Raw genomic sequence first — 16,389 nt, forward strand, 5'->3', positions numbered from 1 at the left:
CGCGGTGCTGTACATGGTTCTTTCCATGGTGTCTTATCAAATCAGCGCTTCGTTCGCCAAACAACTTATTGCAACACTTGATCCACTGACCGTCACGATTCTACGACTCTGCTTTGCAACGATTTTGGTTGCGATCATGTTCCGCTCATGGAAAGTATTATCTAAGCTAAAGTATTTAAAATGGCGTGATTTATTACTTTATAGTGCATCCTTAGGTTGTATGAATATTTTGTTCTATACATCTTTAGGCAAACTGCCTCAAGGGATTGCTGTAGGCCTAGAATTCATCGGTCCTTTAGGATTAGCATTACTATCAATCAAACAGCGCAGTGATTATATTTGGGTGGTTTTTGCTATCTTAGGAATCGCATTAATGGTTCCTTGGCACGATGCGAACTTGGAAAATTTCTCCTATTTTGGAGCTGCTTGCGCTTTAAGTGCTGGACTCTTTTGGGCCTTGTATATTTATTTTGGGCATCGCGTGGTACAACAAAATATTGGGATGCATGCGCTTACTATTGCGATTGGTTTGTCTGCACTGACCTTATTACCCTTCGGACTTTGGAACAACACGCCTGCCTTAATCGATACGCAATATTGGGGCAAAGCCCTAGTGATTGCAGTATTAGCCACCGCCATTCCCTATGCGCTTGATTTGATGGCATTGAAACGGTTAAGCAAACTCAGTTATGGAACACTGACGAGTCTTGCACCTGCTTTAGCAGCATTAGCAGGACTCTTCATACTGCATGAGCAAATTAGTTTGATTCAATGGATCGCTCTTCTTTGTATCATGATCGCATCAATTGGAGTGACCTTACGTGGTGAAAAATCACAACCACAGTAAGATCACTTCTTATACTTTAAATAGAGAAAAATTAGGCATCTGAACGTTTATATTTTTTATATTCAGCTAGATATTTCTTACCTAATTTTTCCTTCTCACTATCTGCCAAAATTTTTCCTGCTTGTTGGAAAAACTTATGTTCCTCTTCTTTTAAATGATGATGCACCTTTTCACTTAATTGTTTTGCTGTCGCTAACCAACTTGGATTACTCATGTCGGTTTCTTCTAATTTTTCTACCAATTCATCCATTTCATGATGTTCAGCCAATGCATGCCGAGTAATATCTAAACCCACATCATCAAACATCAATGGAATATACAAATAACGATCTTCAGCAACTGAGTGAGCATATAATTCATTTTTGAGCAAATCAAAAAGTTCTTTTCGCTCATCACTCGATCCACTGGTAGTAATTAATTGATTCGCTAAATTACGTTGCTGTTCATGGCTTTCTCGAAGTGCTTCAAATATATTCATTTTTACCTCTAAGATTGGCGAACAACCACAGTACGAGATCGTGAGCATCTTGTTACTGCGGTTTTTGGCTAAACATCCATCTTAGAAAGTGTTGATTTTTTAGACAGCATTATTTAGGTATGTTTTTGTTGTGAAACTTTATCTATTGGTTCAAACAGTAACTATCATTTGATAACCCAATCGACAAATCAAAATACTCACCAAAATTAAAAACAATATTCGAATAAATCCGCTTCCATATTTTAAAGCAAGGCGTACACCCAACAATGAACCAGCAATATTTGCTAGTGCCATCATTAAACCCAATGCAAATAACACATGACCTGTTGGTATAAAGAAGCTTAATGCCGCCAGATTCGTCATGAAATTGCCAATTTTGGATAGTGCAGAAGCATGCAAGAAATCAACTTGCAAAAAACGAATGAAAAAGAAAATAAAGAAGCTGCCTGTTCCAGGTCCAAAGATTCCATCATAAAAACCAATTGCTAAACTACCGACCGCAGCAAAGATCAACAGTTTAGGAGTAATACGTTGATCCACATGAACTTGCCCAAACTGCTTTTTCATAAATGTATAAATCGCAATCACGACCAGCATGACCAATACAAAAGGTCTTAGAATATGAGTGGGGATCATGGAGACACAAGCAGCTCCAGCGAAAGAACTTATGAATGCAAAAATGGCAATCACAAGTAAAAGTTTCCAGTTTAATTTGACCCGCCTAGCAAAAGAAAATGCCGCCGATACAGTACCACAAATTGAAGCAAGCTTATTGGTACCAAATATTGTTGCAGGTGAGGTATTTGGTAGTGCCCCCATTAGGGCAGGGATTTGTATGAGTCCACCGCCACCTACTGCTGCATCAATTGTTCCAGCACAAAAAGCAAAAAAGATTAAACTCAGAATGAGTTCCCACTCCATGAGTTATATACTTATAAATTCAATAAACGTTTTGGCACTAATCGTTTTTTATCTGTAATTTCAGCTAAGCCCAAACAACGATCACCATTAAACACTAATACTTCCGTTGCCGCTTCGTGATCAATATTACTTTCTTGCCCATTACCAAAATATTTTTCGCGTCCCTCAGGGAGCTGTACACGAGGGAAATGTTCAACGGGTGCATAGACAGGTAGCAATAAAGCATCCCGTTGTTCAAGTGACAAACTTTCCAAATATTCAATGGTATAGTTTGGATTAATCTCAAAATGCCCTGTTTGAACACGGTGTAATTTTGTCAAATGTCCGCCACAGCCCAAAGCCTCACCAATATCCTCCCCCAACACACGGATATAAGTTCCTTTAGAACACGTCACGTCTAAGGTCAAACTGTCTTCTGTAAAACTTAAAAGCTTGAGTTCATAAATAGTGACTGGACGCGCTTCACGCTCAATTTCAATTCCTTGGCGCGCTAACTCATACAAAGGGCGACCTTCTCGTTTCAGTGCCGAATACATCGGTGGCACTTGCTTGATATCACCACGAAACTGTTCTAGAACCTGTTCAATATTAGCTTCAGTTAATGCGAGCACATCTCTTTGTTGAAGAATTTCCCCTTCAACATCACCGGTAGCAGTTGTTTGTCCAAGTTTTACTGTTGTTTGATAACGCTTGGTAGAATCCAATAAATAATGCGAAAACTTGGTTGCCTCCCCTAAGCAAATCGGTAATAAACCTGTTGCAAGCGGATCTAAAGCACCTGTATGTCCTGCTTTCTGTGCATTAAAAAGTCGACGTACTTTTTGCAATGCCGAATTAGAACTTAAACCCAAGGGCTTATTAAGCAAAAAAACACCACTCAGATGGCGATAAGAACTTTTTTTCATAAATGAAAAGTCAAAGTATAAAACGGTATTTTATCAAAACTATTCATCGGATTTTTAAAAATTAAACGCTTAAAAAAACAACACTTATGATAAATTTATATTAGTTTCCGAAATTAAAAGCAAATGGATTATGCTTAATGAATAAAAATGGAAAAAAAATAGCATTATTATGTAGCTTATTGATCATTTCAGCAGTCACGCTGAGTGTATTGTATTGGTTATATCCTCGAGATCAGCAGTCACGGTTCAAATCAACTGCTCAATCCAGCGGCACCTCCAATTCAGCAGAACATTCTGAAAATTTAGGGCAGGCACAAGCACTTGATGCAACATTCAACAGCACAAGCCAGCTCGATACTGAAATCAACTGCAAACTACAGTTTAATGCATCACAAAAATTAGTGGTGAATGAGCTGACCCGAGACTGCTTTGAATATTTCATTTCCCAATATGGCGAACGAAATATTGATGAAATCCGTCAGAGTTTTCAGCGCTATATTGCCAGAGGTTTTCAGGCATCGGAGCAGCAGCAGATTTTAGCCTTGTGGTCACGCTATGTGGATTATCGCCAAGAGCTAAGTAAGTTACAGGTGCAACAGCCTGCTCAGGAAAGCTATCAATATTTCCAGACTGTTTTTAATGCCATGCATGATTTAAAACAACGTTTCTTTTCAAACCCTGAAATAGAAGGCTTATTTGGCACTGAGGATATTTATCAGCAATACACCATCGACCGCATGAAAATCTTAGAAAACACCAAACTCGATGCCGCAAATCGTGCCAAATTATTAAAACAACGCTTCGACCAACTGCCGCAAGACTGGCAGGAAAATCTCAAAGAACTTTCCAAACTTGAAGACTTGCGTGCCTTAACCGCTGAAATAAAAGCTAAAAATGGTACAGCGCAAGAACTGCGTGACATGCGTGTCAACCTCGTTGGCGAAGCTGCAACGCAACGTCTCGAGCAACTTGATGTGCAACGAGCTGATTGGAAACAACGTGTTGAGCATTATTTAAGTGAGCGCAAAACCATTGCTGACAGCACAATGAGTGCGTCAGCCAAGGATCAGGCCATTCAACAACTCAAACAACAACAGTTCCAGTCTCCACAGGAACAGCAACGTCTACAAACATTTGAAACGGTTCATGACCAAGGAGGCCCCTTACCTTTTAGCAACTAGGAACACGTAATACAAGACATTGAAATAACGCGATTTAGCACGGATGCAATGTCAGTTCGCAAGAACATGAAGACCCTGATGAAAAACAAAAATTGAGAGTAATATCATGCAAAAACTAATCCGCTGTCTTGCACTATCCATGATAGCAATGGGCGTATCAACAAGCTACGCATCAAACGCAACACAAGTTACAGGTACGGCCTACTCTACTTATGCTAAAACCAAATACCCAATGGTTTTTGTACATGGAGTAGCAGGATTTTCACGCGCAGGAAGTGATCCTTTAGGCGTTGATTATTGGCATCAAATTCTACCCGACCTTGCCCGTAATGGTGCAAATGTCTGGGCGACACGTCTTTCTCCTTTTAACTCTACTGAGGTTCGTGGTGAACAACTAGCGCAACAAGTTGAAGAAATTATTGCGATTACTGGACAACCTAAAGTTAATTTAATTGGTCATAGCCAAGGCGGTCCAACGATCCGCTACGTTGCTGGCATTATGCCGAATAAAGTTGCCTCATTAACCAGTGTAAGCGGAACACATAAAGGTTCACCCGTTGCCAGTTTGATTATGAACGTAGATGGAACTGCATTAGGTAGTGCTGGCGATGCAGTAGTCAATTTCTTTTCAGGCGCAATTACATGGGCACAAGGACTTGATCCAAAAAGCTATCCTCATGATGCTTTAGCCGCTGGGCGTAGTATTTCGGTTGAGGGATCAACAGCATTTAACACCCGATTCCCAATGGGCGTACCAACCACAGCCTGTGGTGAAGGCGCTTATCAGGATAAAGGCATTTATATGTATTCATTCTCTGGGACACAGGCACTGACCAACATCCTTGACCCACTTGATCCTTTATTTGCGGGTACCAGCCTGATTGTTGACCTCAAGGGTGACAATGATGGTATGGTCAGCCGTTGTAGCGCTAAGTTTGGACGTACGATCAGAGATGATCTCCCTTGGAATCATGCAGATGAAGTGAATCAGGTTTTAGGTTTGAAATCACTGTTTGCACCTGATCCAATTGATATTTATCGTCAACATGCCAATCGCCTGAAATTGCAGGGACTTTAAAACAGGCATAAAAAAATGCGCCATCTGGCGCATTTTTTTGCTTTACAACAAAGTTAAAATTAACCTTGTTTACGAGCTGGTAACTTTTCACGAATACGTGCAGCTTTACCAGACAACTCGCGTAGGTAGTAAAGTTTAGCACGACGAACGTCACCACGACGTTTCACTTCGATTTTAGCAACGATTGGAGAGTGAGTTTGGAAAACACGCTCAACACCAACACCGCTAGAAATTTTACGAACTGTGAAAGCAGAGTTCAAACCACGATTTTTCTTCGCGATTACAACACCTTCAAATGCTTGAAGACGCTCACGGTCACCCTCTTTTACTTTTACTTGAACGATAACAGTGTCACCAGGAGCAAAAGCAGGGATATCAGTTTTTAACTGTGCATTTTCAACAGCTTGAACTAAAGGATGTTTACCACTCATTGTGGAATCTCCAATATGTGCGGGAGAGAAGAGGTCTCTTACACCGCTGAGGATAGAGGCTAAAGCGCATATCTCTCGTTTAACTTTCCCTTTAAAGCAAAATTGCCCTAAAGAGCCTATTTTTCAACTTAAACTAAGTTTAAGTAGCAACTCGAAGCAATGCTTCTCGTCTGGAACAAAGATAAATCATACTTATGAGCCACATATCTAAAACATATTTAGATTTGCATTTATCCTTGTGAATTTTTCAACCATTTTATTTGCTGCTTAGTCAATTCTACTTTTTCAACCAACTCTGGCCGTCGATCTAAAGTACGCTGATAACGCTGCAAAAAACGCCATTTTTCGATATTGGCATGATGTCCTGATTTAAGTACCTCAGGCACATCCAACCCTTCAAAATGGTCAGGTTTTGTATATTGCGGACAGTCTAATAAACCATCCACAAAAGAATCTTGAATCGCTGATTGCTCGTCAGACATGACATTCGGCAAACGGCGAATAATACTATCAAGCAACACCATCGCAGGTAGTTCACCACCAGATAATACGTAATCCCCAATTGACCATTCTTGATCAACATAATGCTGGATTAAACGTTCATCTACACCCTCATAACGACCACATAATACAATCAATCCATCATAATCAACGAATTGTTGCACTGCTTGTTCATTTAAGGTTTTGCCTTGCGGTGACATATACACCACTGGCGCTTGGACACAGCCTGCTTGTATTGCAAGTTGTTTAGCATGGGTAATTGCTTTTGCCAAAGGCTCAGCCATCATGACCATACCAGGACCACCACCGAAAGGACGCTCATCCACTCGTTTGTAGTTGCCCTCTGCAAAATCTCTTGGATTTATGCAAGTGACTTGCACAATATCTTTTTTTGTTGCTCTTCCGCTAATGCCATATGCCGTAATTGCTTCAAACATTTCAGGAAATAATGTGATGACTGCAAAAAACATCGCAGACTCCTCTATTCCTGCTGCGTTACAATCCATTGAGGATTAGTAATCTACGCCCCAATTAACGTAAATACGACCAGCTTCAAGATCAACACGTTGTACTACATCTTTATGCCAAGGAATCATTCGTTCTTCAGCATCAATACTGTCAGCAGTCGCTTTGACCACCATGACATCATTGGCACCTGTCTCAAATAATTCAAATATTTGACCAAGATTTACCTCTTGCTCATCATCACCAAGACCTAATACTGTTAAACCTTTAAGATCTGACCAGTAATATTCGTCTACATCAGCTTTAGGAAGTTGAGATTTGGCAATCCAGATATTTGCACCGACTAAGTTTTCTGCACCTGTGCGATCATTCACACCTTTTAATGCAACAACTAAGCCTTTGCCATGAGGTTTCCAACGTTTTACATCTATAGTTTGCCAACCTGCCTTAGTCTCGATGTACCAAGGAAGGTAGTCAAACATATTACTCATAGGTTCAGTATTTGAATAAACCCAGAGCCACCCATTCAATCCATACGCTGAACGTAACTGTCCAATCTGAATTCGATCTTCGGGAACATTCTGTATTGATGTCATGGGTTATCTACTACCTTTAAGCAGTAGCTGCAGCTTTCTTAGCTTGAGCAGCTAAAGAAGCAACACGTTCTGAAGGTTGAGCACCTTGAGCAACCCAGTGAGCAAAACGGTCAGCGTCTAAACGAACTTTTTCAGCTTTACCTTGTGCAGTTGGGTTAAAGAAACCAATACGTTCGATGAAACGACCATCACGTGCATTACGGCTATCAGTAACGATGATTTGGTAGAATGGACGTTTTTTTGCACCACCGCGCGCTAAACGAATAACAACCATGAGAACAACCTTATAGTTTTTACGGATTATCCCTGCGCCGACCACCGACAGCATTTCAAACCCCTTTAATAGAGGGCGACATTCTACGTTATATTTGAGGCAAAATAAAGCTTAAATTTGAGTTATCCACAGCTTTGAATTTAGTTATTGTTTTAGATCAGATAAATCGTTTCAAAGAACTTGAACTGTGTCCAATTCAAGTTCTTATTTACATTACTACCATGTGGTACAAGTATCGCTCGATGTTGGGGCATCCTTACCATCATACCAGCATTTTATATTCTGATAATTAAAAGTAATTGCTCCTGTACCCGTTTGGCTCGTACCAGTTTTTGGTGTAGCAGTTAATGTCCAAGCTTCGGAACTTAATGCGCCACTCGTTAGTGGAGATAAAGTCACATCATAAAGCGCCTGTCCCTGTAAAGGATAAGCACTTGCAATACCTAGATCTGTTGTCGTTGCATTCTTTACTTTAAAGTTCGCAATTTTATAACGCTGTATTTTTGCTCCAAGATCAATTAATGTACTCTGCATTTCGACACGTTTGGTTTTACGAACATGATTCTGATAAGAAGGATATGCTATCGCAGCTAATATGCCAATAATTGCAACAACAATCATAACCTCAATAAGTGTAAAGCCCGTATTGGATTTTACCATGGCTCCTCTCCCGTACCACATCCTGTCGAGACTACATTCGCAGCTGTTTTATTTTTACAACGTAAGCCAGTACTCGTCATTAGAAAGTTATAGTTTTGAGCATCAGAAGTTATTCCATATAAAACCCAAGAACGTCCTGAGGCATCAGTAGCTGAAAGTAATTTACCATTACCTGAGCCTTTGGCTGCTGTAGTAGTAGTTGCACCATCTTTTAAATCAAAGCTATAAGTTCTAGGTGCAACAACACCTTGGGTGGATAGATCGAAGCCCTTGTAACTAAAATTACGTGCTTTATGACGTTCTAGTAGCACAGAGATACGCTGCATTTCTTGCTGCATTTGAGCAGCAAGCGCACGTCGAGCATAAGCTTGATATGAAGGGATTGCGATGGCAGCGATAATCGCAATGATTATAAGAACCACCATCAATTCAATCAGGGTGAAGCCGTTATTTTTTTTCATGTTTCACCTATCGTTCATACCAGCGTTGAGCAATTAACTTAACAGGCGAATTATAACGATCTAATAAATTACTTGGGCTTGGAATATGTACAAAACGCCCATTTCCACTTCCAGCAACCGCGTGATCGATAATTCCTGCTCCTAGCTTATCGCTTGCGTTAGCTTCGGTAGTGAATGTTTCACTTCTGTCTGTAGAGCACTGCCCATATGGCATACAGAATAATCTTACGGAACTAGTTCCTTTAACACCACCTCCACACTCGCCTCTTAAAGCTAATTCCGAAGGATCATATGTACTAATATATAAATCGTGATCTAGTACTGAAGGCGTATAGAAAACTTTTTCTTGTTGTATTCTACCTGTACCATCAATAGCTTTAAACTTAAAGAACCAACCAGCTGTGCCAGAATAGGAAGCAATCGGGTTGAGAGGCTGACTAGAACCTGTTGATACGGCAGTTTGTCTAAAACGATCAGCCGTTGTTATTTCATTTAGTTTTGAAACATCATTTGTGACTGTTGTATTTAAAGTAATATCTTGTGTTCTCATTGTTGATGTAGTGTACAAGTCGCTACGAGCTACATCCTTATCATAAATTGTATATAAAGCATCGTAGTCACGTGATGAAGTAGATGGATAATCAATTAGTGGACGGCTTAAATTACCACTACCAATTGAAATTGCAGCGAACAATGTTCCACTGGTAACATCTTCAAACACAGCAAATGAAGGAGCTGCATAAAAACGCGGACTTTCCCCATTATTACGATGTAAATTTAATATTCGAGTAGAACGTGATGCAAAACCACCACTAGTTACGGCTTGATTATTAAGATCAACGCGGAAGACTTGACCACCTAAATCACCAAAATATAAATGATCAACCAAGCCATCATTATCACGATCAGCTGTTTTAATATCACTAACGACGCTATATCTCAAATTTGGGTCATACAAACGTGTTTGATCTGTATTATCAGTAACTGTCGTTGTACTTGATGCATTTGCACTTGCCCACCATAAAAGAGAACCAGCATCATCGCCATCAGCACTGAACATGTAAACACCTGCCCCTTGAGCAATGTTTGGATCATAGGTGTCACTTTCATATCCTGTGTCGTATCCGCCACCGACAAACATTACTAATTTTCGCACTCCTTTCCATTTAACCCATGCAATCTTAGGTTTAGACCAACTTTGGCCCATATACCCAAGTGGATTAGATAATGAGCCTGTCCCTGTTGGATTAATATGAAATTTTAAGGTAGGTCGATTTGTATCTATTGAATCAAGATTACTTAAATCAAGTGAATAGTAGCTTTTTCCGCCCATTCTCAAACCACCGTACACAAACTGCTTGCCATTCAAATATTGATTTGCACCTGCTGGTTTTCCCCGGCCTACAGTCAAATTATCATCTGAATCTGGTACATATTCTGTATAAGCAGTCCAGGGTGCATCAATACCATAATAAAACTCACCACCTTTCATAACACCAGCAGAAAGAAATGCTTTACTCTGTCTTTCGATCATTTCATGAGGAACAAAAGCAAAGACCTCCTTACCCCCACCATTTGTTGATGTATAGTCATCCGCTTTTACTACATGCAGAATACCTTGAGTCGTTCCAAATAAGACATAATCACTACGATTAGAGACTGCAAGTGCTTGCGTGTTCGCGTTATACGTAATTTTCCCCTTGTTTGAAAGCAATAAAGGAGAAGAATGCATAACAGCCCCTATCTGACGTAGTTCTAACAACTTCATCAGATCAGCTCTTTTCGGATCATCCTGCGTATAATTTAAATTGATTGGTCTCAATGTTGTACTTTCACTCACCGAAACGGAACCATTAGTATTGGTCACTTGACGATTGGTAAGTATTAAGCGATTTGAAAGCGTTACCCCATCTACAACAGTTGTTGACAGTGGTAATTGAGATCGAATACCGCCCATTCTGGCATACAATTCGCTCCCCCAAGTGTTTTCATCAGCAACTCTAATGCTATCCGTAGAACTTACATCAGGAGCCCAAAAATCATGTGTTGTTTCAACAAACTTACCAATACTGTCTAGAACTGCAGCATTACTTTTACCCTTTAAGATACCTGCACTGGTTAGATCATATTTTTTCAGATTTCCAGCCCAAAGTTGATTTCTTTTGCTGGCATTTCTATTAGGTGTTGGCTTAAATTGAGAGTAATAGGCATCGCTTTGAACTAAAGCAGGGTTAAGTGGGTCCTGAGGAATTACAGGTGCGCCCGTAGTAAGATACGGGATATCAACTTCCCCCATACTATCCAAGAAACGTTCAATATTACTTTGCAACTCAGCAGCATTTGCAACAGCAAAGTACCCTCCTTTTCCAGCCACACCCGCTCTAATCGCATAACGACGATTTTCTAACACAGGCATATCATTATTATTAGTAGTTGCAGCAATTTGATTATATCTAGATTCTACAGTGGCTAAAGTAGTTTCAGGGTTAGCTTCTGTTGAAACAGCATCGCTTACATAAGGTTTAAAATCTCCAGCAGCTGAACCATCAGCAGCTCGATAAAAAGCAAATTCTTTACCCAAACTCACAACAGACGTATAAATGGGAACACCCAAAACATTCTGCTTCTTATACAAGAGCTCAGCAGCTTTTTCGATACATCGCCAAGACTTATAGCTTTCACTACTTGTATTTGAATCTGATGTTTCTGTTGCAAGACCACAAGCTGTGGCCGTCATTAGAGGATTATTACTTCGCGTTACTGCATCTAATGTATTGGTAAGTAATTCTCGCCCCCCTCCACTGACTTTAATTTCATCATTATCTGGAATGCCCGCTGTTAGGGTATAGACCCCATAACCAGAACATTTCGCATTAACCGTTGTGTCAGCTTGTGCAGACGAAATGAGCTGTTGTACACCTCGCCCATAAGCCTTTGTTACTTGAGCTTTCTGACCACTATTGTTTGTATCTGGAAAAGGAAGACCTAGTCCCGCATCAATTCTGCTAGTAGACATCGCTGTGCCATAAGTCAAACCAGATATACGCTTCTTCAATGCATCACGACCTGCAGCATTTAATAGTCGTGGAGCCATCGGTGGACCGAATAAATTTTGAGTAGGAAAAAAAGAGAAGCCAATTGACACATTTGGTTTTGAAGTATCTGTAGATGTTTCAGCTGCCCAAAAGCGGGAATTATTAATAACAGCAGTCAAACTTTGCTTTAAAATACTTAAACGGTCATAACAACGAAGTTTATCAGAAGCAATAGGTGGATCTGCAGGACTATCAGAAATCGCTGTGGCTCTGGAAGTTGCATCATAACAGCCACGTAGCGCAGCAGCACTTGCATTTACTCTCGGAGTTTCACAGTAATATGCAGTATATTCATAATCTGTACCAGCATATCTTCTCTCAGCAAATGATTTTAGATTATTTGGCGCACCTGTAGGTCCATCACATCTATTCCCCAGATCATAGTCATATTGTATTGGCTGCACCTGTGAACCACTGGAATTCTCAGGGTTTTGGAATGTGTAGGTAGAGACATCCAAAACAAACATTACTTTTGCTCTTTTGTCAGAGTCGCCAGGAGGAATATAAATCTCCGTGTCACTTGCATAATTATTTGCAGTGATACACAGCATGAGTGTTGATAATACCGAGAGCTTAAATGCTGCTAATTGAGTTGTTTTTTTCATTTTAATTTACCTCTCAAGTACTTCGACCTAAAGTTTGAGTTAAATTGTATTCAGCAATCTGTGTATTTACAGGAACCCCTAGGTTCTTCAAACACTCTGCAACACTTTGATTCATCCCTGTTGTGGGTGTTACACCACTTGGAACAACCACATGATTCATATGGCTATTAAAACAAGCATTTATATCACCATCGGAAGCTGCACTCATAGATGGAACAATCGAAGTCGCAATTACTAGAATTTTATTTGACTCGACAACTTTAGCTTTATCTACATCAGTTCCAACCTGCATAAAATCAAATGCTTTATCTAAGCCCACTAATGAGTTTGAAGTATCTATATTCACCTTCACTGCAACTTGAGTCATGACTGCTTTTCGACCACTTGTGAAGAAGTTATTGGTATTATCTAATTTACAATAACCATCTAAACCTATTTCACTATTATCCGGAGCATTTCCAGAGAACCACTTCATAAGACTTGCTTTGCTTGATTGGTAAAATTGCGTTTGAGTACCTCTATAGCAAAACACCAATTCTTTCCCCTTGTTTCCATCTGCTTTAATTTTCCCAAATAGCCCACTTTGCGATGTGTTAAGTGTGAGTAAATTAGGGTTCTCAGCATTAAAAATTGCCGAATCAGAGTTCTGTAACAATAGTTGCTGTGCCTGACTATTAGTAGCTATATTAAGAGCAGTTAAACTACCTCGTATTGCCAAAGTTCCCAACACAGTCAGCACTAGCAACAAAATTAAAACCACGATTAAAGTTGCACCTATTTGTCTTCTTATCATTATTCACGCTCCCCAAGAGCATTACGCAATGCAACTGTTTGCGAAATCACTTGACGAATATATTTAGGATCTGTAGATGTTTTAACTTTTACAATTTGATCAAGAACAGTAAATTGTTGATCTGCTTTAACAGCTGATTCATTTCCGACTGATTGAGTTGATCGAACTAACATACCTAATTGTATCGATAAAATTCGAGGACGAGGTGCAGTTAAAGCCATATAATCTTTGATCGAGATATATTGATTCTTGATACTAGTCACAGGCGTACTCGTAGATGTATCTGTTTCTGGCTTTTGCACACCTAATAAAACCCTGAACTGATCGACGCGTTTAATTATAATCTCACCAGCGTCACCATAATTTGTAACAGAGGTTGGAGCCGTAGCCGGAATTGTTGCTGGAATAGCTGGTGAAGTACCTGTCGCAGCAATCGCACCATGAAAAGTTCCTATCGCATAATATCCAGCATCACAAGCCAATGCCAAAGGAGAGGTTTCATTTGCTGCATGATTATCATCCTCCCTTAAAAAATAGCGTTGCACGTATATCCTTAGATTCTCAGCAGCCGAGAAGCGAATTTCGTTACCTTCACAGTCAAATCCACCTACATACTGATCATCAGTAGTGCTGGTTGTACCTTTATTATCGATGATATATTGAGGTAAATACTGCACTACCAATTGATCACTTCTTAATGCTGTTCCCGTAGTATTTTCTACATTTGAAATACCCGTCCAATGATTTCCAGTACCAACAGAGGATAAACGATTATCGCTCTGTGATACCAAAGCATTAGCAAGAGTAATTGTTAATGGTAATGTTGGTTTTTGGGTTGCAGGAGAAGTTGTCGTATCTAACTGCACATCTGTAGAATCTTTTGTTGTAAGGACAACACCACCATAAAGAGTCGCATCATTGATTTCAGCCGTTTTAATATTCAAATTACTCATTCGAATATCTTTGGTCATATAATTCAAACCAAAATTAGCATTATCTTGCAGTTCTGCCACACCTTTTTGCATAGCCGCACTGCGCTGACCAGTCACAAATAATAAGACGGCAGCAGCTGTAATAATTAAACCTAAAGTAAGGGAAATCATTAGCTCGATTAGTGTGAAACCTAATTGTTTACGATTCATTCTAATAGGTCTCCATAATCACACAGGTCGACGTAGTGTTATATGCTGCACCATTTGTACAATCACCCGTACCCGTTCCATCTGTAGCACTAGTATCCCCCCAAGCTACATAGATGCAATTGCGACCATCATTATTATCTGCACATGTATGCATATTGACCGTCATACCTAAACTTGATGCTTTATTAACAATTTGTGAGACATCAAAATCTGCAAGAGCAGTAGCACTACATGTAGCTGTTATACAGTTCGTTTCATAGGTTTCTTGATTTTCAGCGGTATTAATTTCGCTTTTATACATAGCAAGACTGTCACGATTAACACGAATTCTTTCAGCTAAGTCACGAGCAACATTCATCGCCTGTACACGATTAATTGCCTCTGAAGTAGCCTCTACCGCTCTATATTGCAGAGCAACAAATCCCAAAACTCCAACAGCAAGAATCACTAGAGCGACCAATACTTCTATTAGACCCACACCTTTTTGTTTTGATATATTGTTCATGAGCATGTTCCTTCAACAACTTGCTGAATTGTTCCCATTCTTGAAATACTTACAGTTTTGGATAATGAGCCAGAAGCTCGTTCACAAATAATAATAGATGTATCTGCGGTAGCATCTTTTACTAAGCCGGTAGGTAAAAACTTCAATGATGTTGCTGAGCCTGTTTTAAGAACAGCCTTTCCAGTCGGCATCCAGTTTAAGGTTGTATAGTTCGTACTGGTTGTATCTTTTTGCGCTACATCTTTATCAGCTATATTGGTTGTATTTAAATTTATTGTAATTTCTTTGCGTTCCATAGCAGCTTTGGCGCGACCTTGGTTTAATACAGCAATTAATTCTTGAGTACTTTTATTAAGATTTTGCTTGACTAAAAGCTGACTCATCGATGGTGCAGCTATCGCTGCGATAATCGCAAAAATAGCTATGGTCACAATCAGCTCGATTAATGTAAACCCTTGATCTATTCGCACTGCCTTGTACCGTTAGTTAGAATTCTATACTTTAAATATTAAACCTATCTCATACAGAACCAATACAAAGTAGATAAGGAACATAAAAAAACGGATGGAGTGCAATCCATCCGTTTCAAGTTCACATTTTCTTAATAGAATTAGGCTTGTATCACCTGAATACGCAACTCTTTTGGTAGACTAAATGTGATATTTTCTTCTCTCCCTTCCAACTCTTTTGGTGGAGTTGCGCCCCAATCTTGCAAACGCTGAATCACTTGCTTAATTAAGATTTCTGGCGCAGAAGCACCTGCCGTCACTCCAATCTTTGTTTTAGCTTCAAACCATTGCTTTTCGAGTTGATCAGCGTTATCCACTAAGTAAGCTGATTTCCCCATGCGTTCAGCCAACTCTCTTAAACGATTTGAATTAGAAGAATTTGGAGAACCGACCACTAAAACGACATCACACTGAGCTGCTAAATCTCGAACTGCATCTTGACGATTTTGAGTTGCATAACAGATATCATCCTTACGCGGCCCCATGATCATCGGATATTTTTTTCTCAGAGCATCAATAACTTTTGCTGTATCGTCGATTGAAAGCGTTGTTTGGGTTACAAAAGCAACTTTTTCAGGATGTTTGACAACTAACGCTTCCACATCATCTTCATCTTCAACGAGATAAATCTCTCCACCTTTAGATTTATCATATTGCCCCATCGTGCCTTCTACTTCTGGGTGTCCTTCATGCCCGATTAGAATAGCTTCTGTTCCTTCACGGGCATATTTAGTCACTTCGATATGAACTTTGGTCACCAATGGGCAAGTGGCATCAAATACTTTTAAACCACGACGTTCCGCTTCTTGTTGTACGGCTTTTGATACACCATGAGCACTAAAGATTACAATTGAATCATCAGGAACTTGATCCAGCTCATCAACAAACACTGCACCTCTTTGACGTAAATCATCGACTACAAATTTATTGTGAACGACCTCA

The 16,389-nt window shown here is 39.8% G+C and carries 17 protein-coding genes and 1 pseudogene; 3 read left to right on the forward strand and 15 right to left on the reverse strand.

What is annotated here, in order from left to right; genetic code table 11:
• A pseudogene (locus A2003_RS06105) lies at window positions 1-847 on the forward strand (EamA family transporter); the annotation flags it as partial.
• Window positions 848-878: 31 nt separating this feature from the next.
• Here A2003_RS06105 and A2003_RS06110 read toward each other — a convergent pair.
• From A2003_RS06110 to truB, 3 genes are all read right to left on the reverse strand, one after another.
• The gene (locus tag A2003_RS06110; RefSeq protein WP_039047080.1) at window positions 879-1,325 is read right to left on the reverse strand and encodes a hemerythrin domain-containing protein; all 447 of its coding nucleotides are present in this window, start codon (window positions 1,323-1,325) and stop codon (window positions 879-881) included.
• A 150-nt stretch (window positions 1,326-1,475) separates the two neighbouring features.
• Complete coding sequence (locus A2003_RS06115) at window positions 1,476-2,246, reverse strand: sulfite exporter TauE/SafE family protein (RefSeq protein WP_039047081.1); 771 nt, start codon at window positions 2,244-2,246, stop codon at window positions 1,476-1,478.
• Window positions 2,247-2,257: 11 nt separating this feature from the next.
• Entirely contained in the window at window positions 2,258-3,151 is an 894-nt protein-coding gene (gene truB / locus A2003_RS06120) for a tRNA pseudouridine(55) synthase TruB (protein ID WP_125272479.1), read from the reverse strand.
• Window positions 3,152-3,288: 137 nt separating this feature from the next.
• Between truB and A2003_RS06125 the strand changes: the two genes are divergently transcribed.
• Both A2003_RS06125 and A2003_RS06130 read left to right on the forward strand, forming a co-directional pair.
• The gene (locus A2003_RS06125) at window positions 3,289-4,332 is read left to right on the forward strand and encodes a lipase secretion chaperone (protein WP_286686975.1); all 1,044 of its coding nucleotides are present in this window, start codon (window positions 3,289-3,291) and stop codon (window positions 4,330-4,332) included.
• A gap of 106 nt (window positions 4,333-4,438) precedes the next feature.
• On the forward strand, window positions 4,439-5,410 hold the full coding sequence (locus A2003_RS06130) for an esterase/lipase family protein (RefSeq protein ID WP_286686976.1): 972 nt from the start codon (window positions 4,439-4,441) through the stop codon (window positions 5,408-5,410).
• A 59-nt stretch (window positions 5,411-5,469) separates the two neighbouring features.
• Here A2003_RS06130 and rplS read toward each other — a convergent pair whose 3' ends face one another.
• From rplS to ispH, 12 genes are all read right to left on the reverse strand, one after another.
• The gene (rplS, locus tag A2003_RS06135) at window positions 5,470-5,841 is read right to left on the reverse strand and encodes a 50S ribosomal protein L19 (RefSeq protein ID WP_004660214.1); all 372 of its coding nucleotides are present in this window, start codon (window positions 5,839-5,841) and stop codon (window positions 5,470-5,472) included.
• Window positions 5,842-6,071: 230 nt separating this feature from the next.
• Window positions 6,072-6,812: a tRNA (guanosine(37)-N1)-methyltransferase TrmD gene (gene trmD, locus A2003_RS06140; protein WP_112986468.1), complete on the reverse strand. Its 741-nt coding sequence runs from the start codon at window positions 6,810-6,812 to the stop codon at window positions 6,072-6,074.
• 42 nt (window positions 6,813-6,854) lie between these two features.
• On the reverse strand, window positions 6,855-7,403 hold the full coding sequence (gene rimM, locus A2003_RS06145; RefSeq protein WP_004951620.1) for a ribosome maturation factor RimM: 549 nt from the start codon (window positions 7,401-7,403) through the stop codon (window positions 6,855-6,857).
• Between the two features lie 16 nt (window positions 7,404-7,419).
• Window positions 7,420-7,677 carry a 30S ribosomal protein S16 gene (rpsP, locus tag A2003_RS06150; RefSeq protein ID WP_004964546.1) on the reverse strand — a complete coding sequence of 86 codons (258 nt, stop codon included), beginning with the start codon at window positions 7,675-7,677 and terminating at the stop codon, window positions 7,420-7,422.
• A gap of 216 nt (window positions 7,678-7,893) precedes the next feature.
• On the reverse strand, window positions 7,894-8,337 hold the full coding sequence (locus A2003_RS06155; RefSeq protein WP_286686977.1) for a type IV pilin protein: 444 nt from the start codon (window positions 8,335-8,337) through the stop codon (window positions 7,894-7,896).
• Window positions 8,331-8,798 (reverse strand): type IV pilin protein, encoded by a 468-nt coding sequence (locus tag A2003_RS06160; protein ID WP_194597070.1) that lies wholly within the window; start codon window positions 8,796-8,798, stop codon window positions 8,331-8,333. The genes A2003_RS06155 and A2003_RS06160 overlap by 7 nt, the downstream gene beginning before the upstream one ends.
• A 7-nt stretch (window positions 8,799-8,805) precedes the next feature.
• Window positions 8,806-12,498, reverse strand: coding sequence for a pilus assembly protein (locus tag A2003_RS06165; RefSeq protein WP_286686978.1), 3,693 nt, complete (start codon window positions 12,496-12,498; stop codon window positions 8,806-8,808).
• Between the two features lie 13 nt (window positions 12,499-12,511).
• Window positions 12,512-13,291, reverse strand: a complete 780-nt coding sequence (locus tag A2003_RS06170) for a PilX N-terminal domain-containing pilus assembly protein (protein ID WP_286686979.1) — start codon at window positions 13,289-13,291, stop codon at window positions 12,512-12,514.
• Window positions 13,291-14,433: a PilW family protein gene (locus A2003_RS06175; RefSeq protein ID WP_286686980.1), complete on the reverse strand. Its 1,143-nt coding sequence runs from the start codon at window positions 14,431-14,433 to the stop codon at window positions 13,291-13,293. The genes A2003_RS06170 and A2003_RS06175 overlap by 1 nt, the downstream gene beginning before the upstream one ends.
• Window position 14,434: 1 nt before the next feature.
• A complete protein-coding gene (gene pilV, locus A2003_RS06180) occupies window positions 14,435-14,938 on the reverse strand; it encodes a type IV pilus modification protein PilV (protein WP_286686981.1) in 504 nt (167 codons plus the stop codon).
• Window positions 14,935-15,408 (reverse strand): GspH/FimT family pseudopilin, encoded by a 474-nt coding sequence (locus A2003_RS06185; protein WP_125299111.1) that lies wholly within the window; start codon window positions 15,406-15,408, stop codon window positions 14,935-14,937. Before A2003_RS06185 ends, pilV begins: the two co-directional genes overlap by 4 nt.
• A 140-nt stretch (window positions 15,409-15,548) precedes the next feature.
• Window positions 15,549-16,389, reverse strand: an 841-nt coding sequence (ispH, locus tag A2003_RS06190; RefSeq protein ID WP_286686982.1) for a 4-hydroxy-3-methylbut-2-enyl diphosphate reductase, incomplete at its 5' end; no start/stop codon positions are given.

The sequence above is a fragment of the Acinetobacter sp. GWC1_38_13 genome (genome assembly GCF_001767535.1).
In the GTDB taxonomy this organism is placed as follows: Bacteria; Pseudomonadota; Gammaproteobacteria; order Pseudomonadales; family Moraxellaceae; genus Acinetobacter; species Acinetobacter junii.

Coding starts and splice junctions, on each gene's coding strand:
- rplS (WP_004660214.1), bottom strand. CDS start 5,841: ATGAGTGGTAAACATCCTTTAGTTCAAGCTGTTGAAAATGCACAGTTA.
- A2003_RS06115 (WP_039047081.1), bottom strand. CDS start 2,246: ATGGAGTGGGAACTCATTCTGAGTTTAATCTTTTTTGCTTTTTGTGCT.
- truB (WP_125272479.1), bottom strand. CDS start 3,151: ATGAAAAAAAGTTCTTATCGCCATCTGAGTGGTGTTTTTTTGCTTAAT.
- A2003_RS06175 (WP_286686980.1), bottom strand. CDS start 14,433: ATGAATCGTAAACAATTAGGTTTCACACTAATCGAGCTAATGATTTCC.
- A2003_RS06165 (WP_286686978.1), bottom strand. CDS start 12,498: ATGAAAAAAACAACTCAATTAGCAGCATTTAAGCTCTCGGTATTATCA.
- rimM (WP_004951620.1), bottom strand. CDS start 7,403: ATGACATCAATACAGAATGTTCCCGAAGATCGAATTCAGATTGGACAG.
- rpsP (WP_004964546.1), bottom strand. CDS start 7,677: ATGGTTGTTATTCGTTTAGCGCGCGGTGGTGCAAAAAAACGTCCATTC.
- trmD (WP_112986468.1), bottom strand. CDS start 6,812: ATGTTTTTTGCAGTCATCACATTATTTCCTGAAATGTTTGAAGCAATT.
- pilV (WP_286686981.1), bottom strand. CDS start 14,938: ATGAACAATATATCAAAACAAAAAGGTGTGGGTCTAATAGAAGTATTG.
- A2003_RS06170 (WP_286686979.1), bottom strand. CDS start 13,291: ATGATAAGAAGACAAATAGGTGCAACTTTAATCGTGGTTTTAATTTTG.
- A2003_RS06130 (WP_286686976.1), top strand. CDS start 4,439: ATGCAAAAACTAATCCGCTGTCTTGCACTATCCATGATAGCAATGGGC.
- A2003_RS06110 (WP_039047080.1), bottom strand. CDS start 1,325: ATGAATATATTTGAAGCACTTCGAGAAAGCCATGAACAGCAACGTAAT.
- A2003_RS06155 (WP_286686977.1), bottom strand. CDS start 8,337: ATGGTAAAATCCAATACGGGCTTTACACTTATTGAGGTTATGATTGTT.
- A2003_RS06125 (WP_286686975.1), top strand. CDS start 3,289: ATGAATAAAAATGGAAAAAAAATAGCATTATTATGTAGCTTATTGATC.
- A2003_RS06160 (WP_194597070.1), bottom strand. CDS start 8,798: ATGAAAAAAAATAACGGCTTCACCCTGATTGAATTGATGGTGGTTCTT.